This window comes from Lentzea kristufekii, assembly GCF_033949925.1.
In the GTDB taxonomy this organism is placed as follows: domain Bacteria; phylum Actinomycetota; class Actinomycetes; order Mycobacteriales; family Pseudonocardiaceae; genus Lentzea; species Lentzea kristufekii.
In genome coordinates this window covers 1-15,849 of sequence record NZ_JAXAVV010000051.1, presented here as the reverse complement: position 1 = coordinate 15,849, position 15,849 = coordinate 1, and the positions used below count along the sequence as shown (strand labels likewise).

General features: G+C 70.6%; 15 protein-coding genes. 7 read left to right on the top strand and 8 right to left on the bottom strand.

The window, feature by feature from the left end:
• Both SK571_RS45430 and SK571_RS45425 read right to left on the bottom strand, forming a co-directional pair.
• Positions 1–632: hypothetical protein (locus SK571_RS45430; RefSeq protein ID WP_319990310.1), on the bottom strand; the 632-nt coding region annotated here is incomplete at its 3' end.
• Between the two features lie 17 nt (positions 633–649).
• Entirely contained in the window at positions 650–1,351 is a 702-nt protein-coding gene (locus tag SK571_RS45425) for a TetR/AcrR family transcriptional regulator (RefSeq protein WP_319990309.1), read from the bottom strand.
• A gap of 58 nt (positions 1,352–1,409) precedes the next feature.
• Here SK571_RS45425 and SK571_RS45420 point away from each other — a divergent pair, with 58 nt between their 5' ends.
• A complete protein-coding gene (locus SK571_RS45420; RefSeq protein WP_319990308.1) occupies positions 1,410–2,780 on the top strand; it encodes an MFS transporter in 1,371 nt (456 codons plus the stop codon).
• Here the strand turns inward: SK571_RS45420 and SK571_RS45415 are convergent.
• From SK571_RS45415 to SK571_RS45405, 3 genes are all read right to left on the bottom strand, one after another.
• Positions 2,773–3,720, bottom strand: a complete 948-nt coding sequence (locus tag SK571_RS45415) for an alpha/beta fold hydrolase (protein WP_406602115.1) — start codon at positions 3,718–3,720, stop codon at positions 2,773–2,775. The genes SK571_RS45420 and SK571_RS45415 overlap by 8 nt on opposite strands.
• A gap of 67 nt (positions 3,721–3,787) precedes the next feature.
• Positions 3,788–4,255 (bottom strand): GNAT family N-acetyltransferase, encoded by a 468-nt coding sequence (locus SK571_RS45410; RefSeq protein WP_319990306.1) that lies wholly within the window; start codon positions 4,253–4,255, stop codon positions 3,788–3,790.
• A complete protein-coding gene (locus SK571_RS45405; RefSeq protein ID WP_319990305.1) occupies positions 4,252–5,103 on the bottom strand; it encodes an NAD(+)/NADH kinase in 852 nt (283 codons plus the stop codon). Before SK571_RS45405 ends, SK571_RS45410 begins: the two co-directional genes overlap by 4 nt.
• A 166-nt stretch (positions 5,104–5,269) precedes the next feature.
• Between SK571_RS45405 and SK571_RS45400 the strand changes: the two genes are divergently transcribed.
• Genes SK571_RS45400 through SK571_RS45385 form a run of 4 tightly spaced genes read left to right on the top strand, consistent with a single transcriptional unit; the run spans position 5,270 to position 8,914 of the window.
• Positions 5,270–5,887 (top strand): M15 family metallopeptidase, encoded by a 618-nt coding sequence (locus tag SK571_RS45400; RefSeq protein ID WP_319990304.1) that lies wholly within the window; start codon positions 5,270–5,272, stop codon positions 5,885–5,887.
• Complete coding sequence (gene alr, locus SK571_RS45395) at positions 5,872–6,975, top strand: alanine racemase (RefSeq protein ID WP_319990303.1); 1,104 nt, start codon at positions 5,872–5,874, stop codon at positions 6,973–6,975. Before SK571_RS45400 ends, alr begins: the two co-directional genes overlap by 16 nt.
• Positions 6,972–7,925 carry a D-alanine--D-alanine ligase family protein gene (locus SK571_RS45390; protein WP_319990302.1) on the top strand — a complete coding sequence of 318 codons (954 nt, stop codon included), beginning with the start codon at positions 6,972–6,974 and terminating at the stop codon, positions 7,923–7,925. The genes alr and SK571_RS45390 overlap by 4 nt, the downstream gene beginning before the upstream one ends.
• Positions 7,922–8,914 (top strand): acyltransferase family protein, encoded by a 993-nt coding sequence (locus SK571_RS45385; RefSeq protein ID WP_319990301.1) that lies wholly within the window; start codon positions 7,922–7,924, stop codon positions 8,912–8,914. The genes SK571_RS45390 and SK571_RS45385 overlap by 4 nt, the downstream gene beginning before the upstream one ends.
• On the opposite strand, the gene SK571_RS45380 is transcribed toward SK571_RS45385, so the two are convergent.
• The 3 genes from SK571_RS45380 to SK571_RS45370 all read right to left on the bottom strand — a co-directional run bounded on the left by SK571_RS45380 (position 8,868) and on the right by SK571_RS45370 (position 12,269).
• Positions 8,868–9,887 carry a glycoside hydrolase family 5 protein gene (locus tag SK571_RS45380; RefSeq protein WP_319990300.1) on the bottom strand — a complete coding sequence of 340 codons (1,020 nt, stop codon included), beginning with the start codon at positions 9,885–9,887 and terminating at the stop codon, positions 8,868–8,870. The genes SK571_RS45385 and SK571_RS45380 overlap by 47 nt on opposite strands.
• A gap of 286 nt (positions 9,888–10,173) precedes the next feature.
• Positions 10,174–11,295 carry an ArgE/DapE family deacylase gene (locus SK571_RS45375; RefSeq protein WP_319990299.1) on the bottom strand — a complete coding sequence of 374 codons (1,122 nt, stop codon included), beginning with the start codon at positions 11,293–11,295 and terminating at the stop codon, positions 10,174–10,176.
• On the bottom strand, positions 11,292–12,269 hold the full coding sequence (locus tag SK571_RS45370; protein WP_319990298.1) for a pyridoxal-phosphate dependent enzyme: 978 nt from the start codon (positions 12,267–12,269) through the stop codon (positions 11,292–11,294). Before SK571_RS45370 ends, SK571_RS45375 begins: the two co-directional genes overlap by 4 nt.
• Positions 12,270–12,369: 100 nt before the next feature.
• Between SK571_RS45370 and SK571_RS45365 the strand changes: the two genes are divergently transcribed.
• Positions 12,370–12,600, top strand: coding sequence for a hypothetical protein (locus SK571_RS45365; RefSeq protein WP_319990297.1), 231 nt, complete (start codon positions 12,370–12,372; stop codon positions 12,598–12,600).
• A 139-nt stretch (positions 12,601–12,739) separates the two neighbouring features.
• Positions 12,740–14,734 carry an NAD-dependent DNA ligase LigA gene (ligA, locus tag SK571_RS45360; protein ID WP_319990296.1) on the top strand — a complete coding sequence of 665 codons (1,995 nt, stop codon included), beginning with the start codon at positions 12,740–12,742 and terminating at the stop codon, positions 14,732–14,734.
• Positions 14,735–15,849 lie beyond the last annotated feature (1,115 nt).

Here is a 15,849-nt window from a genome sequence, read left to right as displayed (position 1 = left end):
GCGTGATCTGACCAGCCCCGCGAGAGGGGGAGACGACCGGATCGGAGCGCGTCGCGCTGGTGGATCACCCATTGCTCGACCTGATCCGCGGAATCCGCGACGGGCTGGTCCGTGGTGTCGAGCAGGTGGGCGCACCACCGCCGGTCGTCGGCGGTCCACCCGGTCCACCGGTGCCAGACCATGTGCGGCCAGCTGTCGTCGATGATGGCGTCGGGCCGGTGCCGGGGACTCCTGGCGTGCTCGCGGTGCCAGGCGGCCCAGCCGAGGAAGGCGTCGACCGCCGGTGCGTCCCACCGGCCTGCGTCGCGCGTGGTGAGCCTGCTGCGCCGGACCTCGTCGGACACGTCGACCAGGCACACCGCGATTCCGTCCAGCAACGGGGCGCTGGGAGTGGCCAGGACCTCTCCCAGCGGGGACTGCCCGGTGAGCAGGAGGTCGACTCCGCGGTCCTGGTACTCCAGCGCACGGCGCACCCACATCTCGGTCATGCGCTGGCGCCACCGGCGATCGGCGCCTTCGGGTACGCCGGCCTCGTCGAAGTCGTGCACGGCGAGCCGCCCCAGCCGGTCGCCCGCGGAGAAGGCGAGCGTGGTCTTGCCCGAACAGCTGGAACCGGTCAGTTTCAGCAGCATCGCACCAGGGTGGCAGGTCAGGAAGGTGTCCTCGAACGGTTTCCCGGGACGTCGCTGACGGGAGCGCTCCACATCCCGACGAGGGCGTCGACCAGTCCGGTCGCGGCGTCGGGCCAGCTCGCCCGCGGGGTCGGGGTGCCGTCGGCGAGGGCGCGCTCGCGTTCGGCGATCATGTGCACCAGCAGCTGTCGCGCCATGTCGTGGCGTTCGGCGCGCACGTCGTCCGGAAGGTCGGCCAGGCAGGCGTTCAGGCCCGCCAGGATGCGCACCTGGGACGGCGACGAGCGCGTCTCCTCCACGATGATCGGCCGCAGCGTCGGGTCGGTCATTACCTGCGCGCCGAAGCGGGCGAACCAGGTGGGGCTGCCGACCGCTTCGAGGTGCTCGGTGACCGGGCGCACGAGGCAGTCGAGCCAGTCGCGCAGGCAGGGGGAGTCACCGAGATCCGAGACCATCCGCTGCCTGATCTCCTCGATGTGCGCCAGGTGCTTGCGCGCGATGGCCCGCACGAGGTCGGCCTTGGTGCCGAAGTGGTAGCCGACGGCGGTGTTGTTGCCCTGGCCGGCCGCCTCGCTGACCTGGCGGTTCGAGACCGCGACCACACCGTGCTCGGCGAACAGCCGCTCGGCCGCCGTGAGGATCAGCTCGCGGGTGGCGTGCGCGCGCTCCGTCTTGGACCGGCTGTCCACCTTGTTCATCGTCACCTCCGCTTCGGACATCCGGGACATCCTTGCACCACTCGATGTTAAGTCAAGTGACTGACTTAGACTCGGTGACGTGCTCCGCGAAGAATCGCCCCCGGTGACCCGTCCGAACGTCGTCGTGGCAGTCCTGGCACTGGGCGGCATCACGGTGTCGCTCATGCAGACGCTGGTCATCCCGCTCCTGCCGAGGTTCCCCGCACTGCTGAACTCCTCACCCGGCGACACCACCTGGGTGATCACGTCGACCCTGCTGGCCAGCGCGGTCGCGACGCCCGTCGTCGGCCGGCTCGGCGACATGTACGGCAAGCGCCGCATGCTGCTGGTCAGCCTGCTCATGCTGATCGCGGGCTCGGTGATCGCCGCGCTGAGCCACTCGCTGGTGCCGCTGGTCATCGGCCGCGTGGTGCAGGGGCTGGCGGTCGGCGTCATCCCGCTCGGCATCAGCATCATGCGCGACGAACTGCCACTGGAACGGCTGGCCGGGGCGACGGCGCTGATGAGCGCCTCGCTGGGCGTCGGCGGAGCGCTCGGCCTGCCCGCGGCGGCGTTCCTGGTGGAGCAGAGCGACTGGCACATGCTGTTCTGGACGTCGGCCGCCGCCGGTGTCCTCGTACTCGTCGCGGTCCTGGTCGTCGTGCCGGAGTCACCGGTCCGGGGCGGCGGACGGTTCGACGTCCTCGGCGCCCTGGGACTGTCGGTCGCGCTGGTCTGCCTGCTGCTCGGCGTGTCGAAGGCGTCCACCTGGAGCGGTGCCACCACCACGGCCCTGTTCGTCGCCGCGGCCGTCGTGCTCGGGCTGTGGGGCTGGTGGGAGCTGCGGTCACCGCAACCGCTGGTCGACCTGCGCACCACGGCCCGGCGTCAGGTGCTGCTGACCAACATCGCCTCGGCGGTGTTCGCGTTCGCCATGTTCGCGCAGTCGCTGGTGCTGCCCCAGATCCTGCAGCTACCGGTCTCCACCGGTCACGGGCTCGGGCAGTCGTTGCTCGTCACGGGCCTGGTGCTGGTGCCGTCCGGACTGGTGATGATGGCGACGGCACCGGTGTCCGCGAAGATCTCGAACGCGCGCGGCCCTCGCGTCACGTTGATCCTCGGCGCACTCGTGGTCGCTCTTGGTTACGGCGCAGGGGTTCTCATGCTGACCGCGGTGTGGCAGCTCGTCGTGATCTCGGCCGTGATCGGCGCGGGCATCGGCCTGGGCTACGGCGCGATGCCCGCCCTGATCATGGGCGCCGTGCCGACGTCGGAGACGGCCGCGGCCAACAGCCTCAACACGCTGATGCGCGCGATCGGCACGTCGGTGTCGAGCGCGGTGGCGGGCGTCGTGCTCACGCAGGTGGGCGTGCCGTTCAGCTTCCAGCTCATCATGGGCCTGGGCGCCGCGACCGCGCTGCTGGCAGTCGTGATCGCGGCGTTCATCCCCTCGGCACGTCCGGTCAGCTGAAGAACCGCGTGATCTCGCGGGCGACGAAGTCCGGCTGCTCCTCGGCGAGCCAGTGGCCGGACCCGTCGACGCGCACGACCTCGAACTGGTTCGCGACGTTCGGCAGCGCGCCCAGGAACTGGTCGTAGGACGAGATCGAGGCCAGGCCCAGCACCGGCGGGGTCAGCTTGGCGTAGGTCTTGCCGTCCGCGATGTCCTGGTGGAACGCCTGGTACCAGCCGTTGCTCGCGCGGATGGCGTCCGGCGAGTTGTAGTTCTGCGCGTAGATCCGCCGCGACCGCTCGTCGATGGCGGACGGCGTGAACGCGGTGTTGGCGAACAGCCAGTCGATCAGGTAGCGGAACCGTCCGGCCAGCAGCTGCTCCGGCAGGCCCATGACCTGGTTGAACCCGAACCACCAGAGGCTGAATCCGCCCGGCGGAGGCAGCAGCGGGACCTGGTAGAAGCTCTCGTCGGGGTGTAGCACGTCCATGAACGCGACCTTCTTCGTCGCGGCGGGGAAGTTGGCCGCGAAGGAGAACGCGACCATGCTGCCCAGGTCGTGCCCGACGATGTTGACCTGGTCGTACCCGAGCTTCTTGACGAGCTCGTGGATGTCGGTCGCCATCGTCTTCTTGTCGAACCCGCCCTGCGGCTTCTCCGACCCGCCCTGGCCGCGCATGTCCACCGCGATGACCCGGAACTTCGTCGCGAGCGCGGGCATGATCTTGTTGTACAGCCACCAGGTCTGCGGCCATCCCGGCAGCAGGAGCAGCGGTTCGCCCCGCCCGCCGGTGACGTAGTGCAGGCGGACCCCGTTCACCTCGGCGTAGTTGTGCTTGAAGCCGGGGAGGTTCGGCTCCGGTGCCGTCCTCCCGGTGTCGGCGGCGGCGGCCCCCGTGCCCGCGGCGAGCGCGGCTCCCGCACCCAGCGCGAACACCCTGCGCCTGTTCACCTCCATGTCCCTTGCCCCCATCCGTTGCTCGGCGCGGACATCCGAACAAGCGGCGCTCGAGCACGAGTGGAGATCAGGGAACGAGGTGGTAGGCGACTGTCGGCCAGATGCCGCCCTTGACCTCCCGGTCCTCGTCGCGGGCGGGATCGCGGACGAACCCGGCGCGCTCGGCGACCTTGCGGGAGCCGGTGTCGTCCCGGTACAACGTCAGTTCGCCGACGGTGCGATGGGCGAGGATCCACGCGACGAACTCGGTGAGCGCCTTGGTCGCCAGTCCTCGGCCACGTGCGTGAGCGGCCACGAGGTACGACACGTGGCCGATGCCGTCCCCGAAGTCGACGGCCACGTTGCCGCAGCGTTCACCCGCGTCCTCGATGCAGAACGACGCGGTGGCGGGGTTCGTGGACAACGACCTGATCGCGTCGGCGACCTGTGCCTCGGTGATCGTGGGCGGGTCGGTCGTGTAGCGCTGGACCTCCGGGTCCCTGGTGGCTTCCGCGTACCAGGCCGCGTCCTCGACGGTCCACTCGCGCAGCCTCATCCGAGCTCGGCGGAGTCGGTGAGCCGCAGCTTGCGCCGCGCCCGCTGGTAGAACGTCGTCATCCCGAGCCGCACCACCCGCGCGGCACCGGCACGGCCGCGCAACGACACGCGCCGGCCCGGCTCGACGTACCCCGCGACCATGCCGTCCACCTCCACGGCCAGGCGGCCGCTGGACGGCAGCAGGTCGAGGTCGACCTCGTCGTTCACCGACAGCACCACGCCCCGGCTGTAGGCGGAGTGCGGGGCGGCCGGGGTGACGAGCAGCGCCTCGACGGACGGGCTGGTGATCGGGCCGCCCGCCGAGAAGCTGTAGGCGGTGGAGCCGGTCGGGGTGGCCACGATGACGGCGTCGGCGGCGTAGCTGACGAACGGCTGGCCGGCCACCCGGACGGCGACGCGGGCGCTGCCTTCGCCGGGGATGCGGACCACGGCGACGTCGTTGAACGCGGTGACCTTCTGGTCGTTGAAGCGCGCGTCGACGGCGATGCGGGGTTCGACGGTGAACTCGTGGGCGTCGATGGCGCTCAGGGCGGCGGGCAGGTCCGGGACGTCGACCTCGGCCAGGAAGCCGAGTTTGCCCAGGTTGACGCCGAGCACCGGGGCCCGTTCGCCGTCGGCCATGCGCATGGCGCGCAGCATCGTGCCGTCGCCGCCGAGGCTCACCAGCAGGTCGGCGCGGCGGCCCAGTTCCTCCGCGGTGACCGGGGTCGCCTCGCAGCGCAGGCGCTGTATCTCGTCGGAGATGCCGAGGATCTCGACGCCGCGCTTGGTCGCCCAGCCGAGGATCGCCTCGACGGCGGCGGCGGAGTCTCGTTGCGGGTGCAGCACCAGGCCGGCGGCGTGCACGTCAGATCGTCCTCTGTCGGGTCACGACGCCAGTCTGCCGAATTCCGGCGCGCCGTGCGTCCCTCGTCCGAACGGCTGATGTCCACGCCCCTGATTCGGTCGTTCGGCGTGCGGGCGTGGCCTGGAGGAGGAGTCCAGGATGGACGCACGTTCCTAGGTTGGCCGCATGACCATCCTGCTAGCCGATCCGGTCGTGCGCGCCGTCCGCGTGCTCGACAACGGGGATCCTTTGGTGCCACTGGACCACGCTCCCGGAGTGCTGGTGCGCGAAGGGCTCGCGCGGCGGCTCGACGTGGCTCGCGCGCTGCTTCCGTCCGGTGTGGACCTGCGGGTGATCGAGGGGCACCGCACCATCGCGGACCAGAGCGCGATCATCGAGCGCTACACGGCCGAACTGCGTGAGCTTCACCCTGCCGCCGATGCGGTCGAACTCGACCGGTTGTCCAGCCGGTTCGTGGCACCGCTGGCCGTCGCGCCGCACGTCGCGGGCGCGGCCGTGGACCTGACGCTGGTCACGACGTCGGGTGCGGAGCTGTGGATGGGCACGGCGGTCGACGCCACTCCCGAGGAGAGCGACGGCGCGTGTTTCTTCGGTGCGCCGGTCGACGACGAGGCCCGCCACAACCGGACGGTGCTGGCCGGCGCGCTGGGTGCGGCCGGTCTGATCAACTATCCGACCGAGTGGTGGCACTGGTCCTACGGCGACCGCTACTGGGCGTTGCTGACCGGCGCCGGCCACGCCGTCTACGGACCGGTGGAGGTGCCTGCGTGGGCGCGCGCGTGACGAGCCTGCGCCAGGCGGCCTTGGAGCCGGCGTTGCAGGTCGACCTGACCGCGGTGGCCGACAACACGAGACGGTTCGTCTCGTGGGCCCGAGGCTCTGTCATGGCGGTCGTGAAGGCCGACGGGTTCGGGCACGGTCTCGGTGACGTCGCCCGCACCGCGGTGGCGGCGGGCGCCACCTGGATCGGGGTCACCTCGCTGGCGGAGGCCGTGCAGGTGCGGGAGTCCGGTGTGGACGTTCCGGTGCTCAGCTGGCTCAACCCCGTCGACGTGGACGTGCGCACGGCCGTCCGGTACGGGATCGACCTGAGCGTGCCGGGTCTGGAGCACCTGGCGGCGCTGGAGGCCGGGGTGCGGGTGCACCTGCAGCTGGACACGGGGATGGCGCGGGACGGGGCCGCGCCGGAGTCCTGGCTGTCGCTGATGTCGGCGGCACGTCGTGCGGAACTGGCCGGGAGGGTCTCGGTCGCCGGAGTGATGGGACATCTGCCTTGCGCCGACACTCCTGGAGCGAATGAGGCGGGCAAGCGGGCACTACTGCGGGGAGTCGAGATGGCGCGCCAGGCGGGGCTGCGGCCGTCGGTGCGGCACCTGGCGGCCACGAGCGCGGCGCTGACGGACCCCGGCACCCACCTCGACGTCGTCCGGATCGGGGCCGGGCTCGTGGGGATCGACCCGTCCGGGACCACCCGGCTGCGCTCCGCGCTGCGGTTCACGGCGCCGGTGGTCCAGGTGCGGCGGGTCGCCGCGGGCACCGGGGTCGGGTACGGGCACGCGCACGTCACCGACCGTGCGACGACGCTGGCGCTGCTGCCGGTGGGCTATGCGGACGGCCTGCCGCGCACCGCGTCGGCGCGGGCGGAGGTGTGGCTGGCCGGACGTCGCCGGCCGGTCGCCGGGCTGATCTCGATGGACCAGGTCGTGGTCGACGTGGGGGACGACGCGGTGCTGCCGGGGGACGAGGCGGTGGTGTTCGGGCCGGGTGACGACGGCGAGCCGACGGTGGCGGACTGGGCTCGCTGGGCGGGGACGATCCCGCACGAGATCGTGACGGGCATCGGGGCGAGGGTGCGGAGGAACGTTCGATGAGGGGGATCCGCGTCGCCGTGATCGGTGGCGGGCAGAACTGCGAGCACGACGTCTCGGTGGCGTCGGCGAAGTCGGTCCGCGAGGCGCTCGACCCGGCGAGGTACGAGGCCGTGGCGCTCACGATCGGCCGCGACGGCCGGTGGCACGGGCAGGACGGCCAGGTGCTCGACACGCTGACGTCCGGCAGCCTCGCCGCCGCGCTCGACGTCCTGGCGACCTGTGACGTGGTGTTTCCTCTGGTCCACGGGCCGCTGGGGGAGGACGGCACGCTGGCGGGCCTCTGCGAACTGGCCGGCGTGCCGTACGTGGGCTCGCCGCTGCGGGCCGGCGCGCTCGCGATGGACAAGTGGGCCACCAAGCTCGTCGCCGAGGCGGTCGGGGTCCGCACGGCGAAGGGTGTTCTGGTCACCAACGCGTCCACTGTGGACTTCACCGGTCCTGTCGTGGTGAAGCCGGTGGCGGCGGGGTCGAGTTTCGGGGTGGAGCTCGTCGAGCGCGAGGAAGACCTCGAACCCGCTGTGCGCCAGGCCCTGGAACTGGACGACCGCGTACTGGTCGAGGAGGTCCTGGACGGCAGGGAGATCGACATCGCGGTCCTCGACGACCCGGAGGAGGGCCGCCGGACCGGGCCGCCGCTCGAGATCAGGGTTCCCGGCCTGTTCGACACGACCGTGAAGTACGACGGCAGCGCCCAGTTCGTGATCCCGGCACCGCTGGCCGGCACCGAGCTCAAGGCGCTGGAAGACGCGGCGTTCAAGGTCTACGAGGCACTCGGCTGCCGTGGGCTCGCACGGGTCGACTTCTTCCTCACCGGGGACGGGTTCGTGCTCAACGAGGTCAACACCATGCCGGGCATGACGGCGGAGTCGCAGGTGCCCAAGATGTTCGCGGCCGCCGGACTGTCCTATCCGGACCTGCTGGACAAGCTCGTCCGCGGAGCGATGCGGTGAGGCGCATCGCCGGACTGGACGTGTTGCGCGGCATCGCCATCCTCCTCGTGATGCTGCGGCACGCGTTCCCCGACGTGTTCCCCGGTGCGGGGGTCGTCGGCGTGGTCGTGTTCTTCACGCTGAGCGGCTACCTGATCACCGGTGTCCTGCAGAGGGAGCTCACGAACACCGGGCGCGTCGGCTTCAAGCGGTTCTACCTGCGGCGGGCGCGCAGGCTGCTGCCCGCGCTGGTGGCGCTGATCGTGGTCTTCGCCGTCGTGACGCTCGTGTTCGACCCGTTGGGGGAGCGGGACGAGCTGCTCAAGACGGTGATCGTCCTGGTGACGTTCACCGGCAACCTGCCGATCAGCGGCGTGAGCCCGGCGGCGTTCCACGGCTGGACGCTCGCGACCGAGGAGCAGTTCTACCTGCTGTGGCCCGTGTTGCTGGCGTTCGCCTGGGTGCGCGACCGGACCGGTGCGGTTCTGGTCGTCACGGCGCTGGGCGCGCTCGCGGCCTGCACGGCGACGCTGGTCTGGCTGTGGCCGAACGCCGACAACGCCTACGCGCTGCCGACGTCGTGGTTCGTGTGCTTCGTGATCGGCGCCGCGACCAGGCTCAAGCTGACCACGGCGCCGCGCTGGGCCGTGCCGATCGCCCTGACCGGCCTGGCGGTGCTCTCGGTGGTGCCTCTCCGCGGCCACGCGCTGACCTACCTGGTGGCGGGCCCGGCGATCGCGGCCTGCACGGCCGTGCTGTTGCTGGTCTGGTCGAGCTGGGAGCGGGTGGCGGCACCGATCCGGCCGCTGGTGGCGCTGGGCGTGTTGTCCTACGGCGCCTACCTGTGGAACTACCCGCTCACCCTGTGGCTGCGCCCGGAACTGGGCGCCGCCGCCGGTCCGGTCGCGGCGGTGCTCACGATCGTGGCGGCGGCGCTCAGCTGGCGTTACGTCGAGGAACCGGTCATGCGGCGAGGTAGCCGTTCACCAGAGCCAGCCAGGCCGGCTTGAGGTGCCACCCGTCCGGCTCGGAGGGGTCGGCGTAGTAGATGCCGTGCGTGTCCGGGTCGAGACCGCTGATCCGGTACGTCCACCAAGCCCAGCCGATGCCGTTGTCGTCGAAGGCCTGCAGCACCTTGCGGGCCTTCAGCCTGGCGTCGTCGTCACCGCTCTCGATGCCGACCTGGTTGATCCAGACCGGCACGTCGTGCGCGGCCCGGAAACCGGTGATCTGCCCGATCCGGTTGAGCGGCTCGGAGAAGATGAAGTAGTTGCAGGTGTAGACGACCTTCGCATCGATCGTCGTGTACGCGCCTTCGAGGTGGGCGCAGCTGTAGTTGTCGTTGGGCCCCACGACGATCGGGGTCCGGCGGTCGATGCCGCGGATCACGCCGATCATCTCGTCGTAGAACGCCTTCACCCCCGCGTCGTCCACCCCGATCGGCTTCGGCTCGGGCAGGATCTCGAACGCCCCCATGAACGCCTTGGTCTTGTAGCGCTTCACGAGGAACTGCCAGACCTCCTTGAACTGGCGCTTCATCTCGGCGTTCGTCCAGAAGTTGTCCGGACGCCCACCCGCGCCCTGGCCGTGGTCGGAGTCGACGAACAGGGTGATCCACAGGCCCGCGGCGCTCGCCTGCTCGACGGTCTGGTCGAGCAACGCCAGGTGACCGGGCTTGATGTGGCTGAGGTTCGCGGGATCCGGGTCGCGGCTGTCGACGCCGTCCTTCCACTCGCCCCACCAGCGCAGCGGGATCCGCACCGAGTTCGCACCCGCCGCCACGTTGTCGGCGGGGTCCTGCGGCTGGACCGTGCCCCACTGCCCCCAGTTGTAGCCCCGCAGCACGATCGGGTTCCCGGCCGGGTCGACCACGTCCGCCCCGGACACCGACAGTCGTGCCGGTGCCGCGGCGGTCGCCGGAACGCCGCCGAGCAGCACCGCCGCGGCCGTGCACAAGCCGAAGACCACCTGTCTGAGTTCCATGAGATGTCCCCTCCCGAAGTTCGGCCTTGATCGTTCGGAGCGATACGGTGCCGGAACGAGAACCGGGCGCGGTTCGGGCTTTGTTCGGGGAACGTCAAGATCGTCGTCGTTGTTCACCGTTGTTTCTTCAGCTCACGGCGTCGACCGTGAAGAACCCCCTACCGCTGCACAGGTGGCGAGGGAAGGGGGAACGCCGTGAGTGACGAGGTGAAGCTGCCCAGGTCGTCGATCTGACGACGGTCATCGGGGCAGGGCGGGGTGAGGTCGACGTCCGGGAAGTGGCGGTTCAGTGGCAGAAGGCGGTGATCGTGCCGGTCAGGACGTCGGTGAGCCGGTCGAGGGAGGCCAGGTCGACGTACTCGGTGGCCGCGTGGGCACCCGCGCCGTCGACGCCGAACAGCAGGCAGGGGATGCCCGCGCGGTCCAGCAGGGCGCAGTCGGTCCAGAACGGCTCCGCGCGGATGATCGGCTGCTCGCCGAGGTGCGCGATGAGCGTGCGGACGATCTCCGCTTCGGGGTCGGCCTCGAAGGGGTCCCTGGCGAGGCCTCGGGTGAGCGTGGCGGTGAAGTCCGGGACGGTCGCGGTCAGGTGGTCGAGGATCGCGCGCAGCTCGTCCTCGGTCTGCTGCGGGGACTCTCCCGGGACCGTGCGGCGTTCGAGGGTGATCCTGCATGCCGACGGGTAGGTCGACACCTCCTCGCCGCCGCTGATCAGCGACGCGTGGACCGTGCCGGTGCGGAGCAGGGGGTGTCGCGGGCGGTCTCGCAGGTCCCGGCCGAGCTGTTCCAGCGCCACGAGGAAGTGGCCGGCCTTGGCGATGGCGTCGATGCCGAGTTCCGGGCGCGAGCCGTGGGCGGCCCTGCCCTCGATCTCGACGTCGAACCAGACGAAACCCTTGTGCGCCAGGGTGACTTCGAGGTGGCTGGGTTCGGTGACGATGGCGGCGTCGGCGGTGAAGTGGTCGAGCACCTCTTGCGTGCCGAAGCTGCCGTGTTCCTCGTCGGCCACGCACGCGACGATGACGTCGCCGCGCAGGGGGCGTTCGGTGGCTCTGGCCGCGGCGACCATCATGGCCGCGATGCCGCCCTTCATGTCGAACGTGCCGCGGCCGAACATCCTGCCGTTCTCGACGTGCGGCTTCAGCGGGTCGCCGTCGTAGCCCGTGAGGCCGACCGTGTCGACGTGGCCGTTGAGCATCAGGGACCTCCCGCCGCCGGTGCCCTTCTTGACGGCGACGAGCGAGGGCCTGCCCGGCCGTCGCTCCAGGCGGTGGACCTCGAAGTCGTGGGCGCGGAACCAGGTGGCGATGAAGCCGGCGATCTCGTGTTCGCCGTTGCCGCCGAGGACGAGGTCGGGGTTGACCGAGTCGATGGAGACGAGTTCGGCCAGCAGGTCACGTGGGTTCACGGGCGTCCTTCGGTGCTGATGAGCACGACGGTGTCGAGTTGGCCGAGATCGGCGCGGATGGCGCGCAGTCCGGCCAGAGGTGCGGCGCCGCACGGTCCCGAGTGGACGTTCTGCGCGTGGAGGTCCTGCATCGCCTTGGCGCATTCGGCTTCGGAGATGGCCACGGCGGCGTCCAGGCCGTTGAGCAGATACGGCCAGGAGGTTGCGGACGGTGTGCCGCAGTTGAGTCCGGCCATGATCGTGTCGCCGGTGGGGACGGTCTTGAGTTCGCCCGCCTTCAGGCTTTCGAGGACGCAGGCGGCGCTGTCCGGCTCGACGGCGAGCAGCCTCGTGCGGGAGTCGCGGCCGCGGTAGTGGGTGATCACGGCCTGCGCGAACGAGCCGACGCCGACCGGGACGACGACCAGGCCGGGTTCGGAGTCGAGCTGCTCGTCGATCTCGTGGCAGAGCGTGCCGTAGCCCTCGACGATCCAGGCAGGGATCTCCTCGTAGCCAGGCCGGCCCATGTCCTGCACGAGGATCCCGTCCGCTTCGGCGGCTCTGGCGACCGCGTCGTCGTACGTGCCCTCGACCAGCGTGACCTGGGCGTTCTCGGCTCGGATCGCCTCGATCGCCGACTCGGGCACGGTGTGCGGCACGAAGACGTGGGCGTGCTGGCCGCGCAGCCGGGCCATCCGCGCGACCGCCCGGCCGTGGTTGCCGTCGGTGGCGGTGGTGAGCGTGACCTGGCCCGAATGCCCCTCGAGAACGCGGTGAACGGCCCAGGACGCGCCGAGAGCCTTGAAAGCGGGCAGGCCGAGCCGGGAGGATTCGTCCTTGACGAACAGGCGGCCGATCCCGAGTTCCGCGGCGAGAGCCGGCAGTTCGGTCAGCGGAGTGGGCGCGTAGCCGGGCAGCCCGGCGTGGAAGTCCCGCACCTCGGTGGGCGCGGGAGGACATCGCCAGCTGCGGGCCTCTGGCCGTGAGAACTTCATGCGGGACAGCGTGCGGGTGGTCCGGATCATCGGTCCAGCGCCTGTTTTCGACCTGTACCGGTGGAAGAATCCGACGAGTTGCGCGGGAGGAGGTGCCGGGGTGAGCGACGAGGAGCTGATCGTCGAGTTCGCGCTGACCCGCCTCGACAATCCCGGCCTCGACCTGGAGGAGGTCGCCGCGCTCGTGGTGCGGCGGGTGGGGCCGGAGCGGATGGTCGAGTTCGCCGGGCAGACCCTGGTGCACCGCGACGAACTGAGGGGAGCGGTGTTCCCGGCGGCCGTCGAGCACGTGCTGCGGGTGGTGCTGACGTTGCGCGGGCCGCGCGACTAGAGGCCCGGGTGTCGCGTACGGCGGCTCCGTCGCCGCTGTCCGAAGTGGAGCGGCGCTCGATCGGGTTCCACCGCGACTCGAGCGGGGCTCCAGGCACGAGCGTCCATTTTTGTCGGTGGTGCCCGGTAACGTCCCGTCCATGAGTGCTGCTGGGGATCGGATTCAGGAGCTCGCCGGGCGGATCGTCGAGCTGCGTGACGCGTACTACCAGGGTGAGCCGCTGGTGGCGGACGCGGAGTACGACGCGATCGAGGACGAGTTCCGCGCCCTGGTCGCGGAGCACCCGAAGCTCGCGCCGAAGGACAACCCGCTGGACCACGTGGGCGCGCCGTCGGTGCTGCACGCGCCGGTGCGGCACTCGCGGCCGATGCTGTCCCTGGAGAAGGCGAACAAGCCCGAGCAGGTCGAGTCGTTCTTCGCGCGGTTCCCCGGTCAGCCCGTGGTCGTCATGCCGAAGCTCGACGGCCTGTCGCTGGCGCTGGTGTACGAGAACGGGCGCCTTGCGCGCGCGGTCACCCGTGGCGACGGCACGACGGGCGACGACGTCACGTTCCTCACGCGCGCGTTGTGCGACGGCGTGCCGGACAAGGTCGAGGCGCCGGGGCGGGTCGAGGTGCGTGGCGAGTGCGTGATGCTGCGCTCGACGTTCGACACGTACAACGCGGCGCACCCGGACAAGCCGCTGATCAACCCGCGCAACGCGGCCGCAGGCACGTTGCGCGCCAAGGATCCGAAGGCGGTCGAGGGCCGGCGCATGCAGTTCTTCGCGTTCGACCTGACGACCGAGCCGGAGAGCGCCGACTCCGACCTCGACGCGGGCCTGCGCAAGCTGGGCTTCAGCGTCGCGGAGATGAAGCACTGCTCCACTGCGGCCGAGGCCCAGGAGCTGATCGGCGGCATCGAGCAGGCCCGCAACACGCTCGACTACGACCTCGACGGCGCCGTGCTGCGCCTGGCGAACCGCGACGCGTTCGCCGCCGCGGGCACCCGTTCGTCGTCCCCGCGCGGCGCCATCGCGTACAAGTTCGCCGCCGAGGAGAAGACGACGGTGCTGAAGGACGTGGTGTGGGACGTGGGCAAGACCGGCAAGATCGCCCCGGTCGCGTGGCTCGAGCCCGTGTTCGTCGGCGGCACCACCGTCACCCGCGCGACGCTGGCCAACCAGGAGGTCATCCGCTCGCGCGGCATCAAGATCGGCGACACCGTCCTGGTCCGCCGCGCCGGCGACGTGATCCCGTTCGTCGCGGGCGTGCTCGACGAGTCGAAGCGCACCGGCGCCGAGCAGGAGATCGTCCCGCCGTCGGAGTGCCCGTCCTGCGCCCAGCCGCTGACCGAGCAGGGCAACAGCCGCGAGCTGTTCTGCACGAACTCGGCCTGCCCCGCCCAGACCGTGCGCCGCCTGATCCACTGGTCGTCCCGCGCCGCCGCCGACATCGACGCCATCGGCCAGGTGTGGATCGAGCGCCTCGCCGAGACCGGCGACCTGGTGAACCCGTCCGACTTCTACACGCTCACCAAGGAACGCCTGCTGGAGTTCGACCGGGTGGGCGAGGTCTCCGCGACCCGCATGATCGAGTCCATCGACCGCAGCCGCTCCGTGGGCCTGCGCCGCGCGTTGATCGGCCTCTCGATCCCGATGGCCTCCGAAGGCACCGCGGCCCGCCTGTGCCGCGCGGGCTTCGGCTCCCTGGAAGCCGTCGCCGACGCGGGCGTCGAGAAGCTCGTGGCCGTCGAGGACATCGGCCAGAAGGTCGCCGAGTCCCTCAACTTCCACCTGGCCCGCCTGCGCCCGGAGATCGAACGCCTGCGGGAACGCGGCGTCTCCCTGGAGGTGCGAGAGGAGGACCTGCCACCGGTGGTCGTCGCCGGCGCACCCCTGGAAGGCAAGTCCGTCGTGATCACCGGCTCCATCAGCGACCCGCGCTCCGGCGAGAAGGTCACCCGCCCGACGTTCCAGAAGATGTGCGAACGAGCCGGCGCCACCGCCGCCTCGTCGGTCTCGGCCACCACCGACCTGCTCATCACGGGCGAGGGCGTCGGCGCCGGCAAGCTCACCAAGGCGGAGAAGCTCGGCGTCGAGGTCGTCGACCAGGGCGAGATCTGGGCGAAGCTGATCGCCGCCGGAGTCGCCTGACCCCGCAGATGCGGGAAGCCCCCACGCTGCCTGGGGGAGGACGGCAGCCTGGGGGCGAGTAGGGGTGGTCGGTGCGGCGGTCGCCTCTCGGCGATGGGCGCGACGCGGCTCCTGCTGAGCGGTGTTCCGCGAGGGCTGTGGTGTTGGGGCCTGGGGACTCGTTCCGCGCCGACCGTCTGGTTCAACGGTGCGGGGTTCCGTTGTGTTTCCTGGTGATCTGTGTGCTCGCTCACCAGGTGTTGTTGCTGTGCAAGGGGATTGCGGGGGAGGGAAGGCCCTCGGGCCGTCTGGGGGTGTACGGCTCGAGGGCGTGGCTTGTGGTCGGTGTGGCGGTCGCCTCTCGGCGGTGGGCGCGACGCGGTTCCTGCTGAGCGGTGTTCCGCGAAGGCGATTCTGTTGGGGCCCGGGGACTCGTTCCGCACTGACCGTCTTGTACAACGGCGCGGAGTTGCGTTGTGTTCCCGATGTCTTGTGCGCTCGCTCACCGGGTGTTGTTGTGGTGTAAGGGAAGGCCCTCAAGTCGCCTGGGGGTGTGCGACTTGAGGGCGTGGTCTGTTGGTCGGTGTGGCGGTCGCCTCTCGGCGATAGGCGCGACGCGGTTCCTGCCGAACGGTGTTCCGCGAAGGCGATTGTGTTGGGGCCCGGGGACTCGATCCGCACCGACCATCCTGTACAACGGCGCGGGAATCCGTTGTGTTCCAGGAGGATCTGTGTGGCCGGTCACCGTCGACCGCTCCGAAACCCTTGCTGGAAAGGAAGATCGAGGTAGCAGGTGGTCGGCGCGGCAGGAGAGTTCCGCGCCGACCGGACGCCCTCGAGCCGTCCGTCGGGGGAGAGTGACGGCTCGAGGGCGAGATCGGGAGGCCGATGCGATCGGTCGCCTCTCGGCGAGTTGCTCGACGCGGTACCAGCCGTACGGTCTTCCGCGAAGGCGATGAGGTGAGGCCCGGGGGACACGGACCGCACCGACCAACACGTATAACGGCCGTGGTGCCCGGAGTGTTTCCGGAACGGGCTGTGGGGTCGCTCACCGCTGTGCCGGGATCCCACTAACGACTCCTATCAGAACCCCGAACGAGATCAGGGCGGCAACAAGGATTCTCATGGCCAGCACG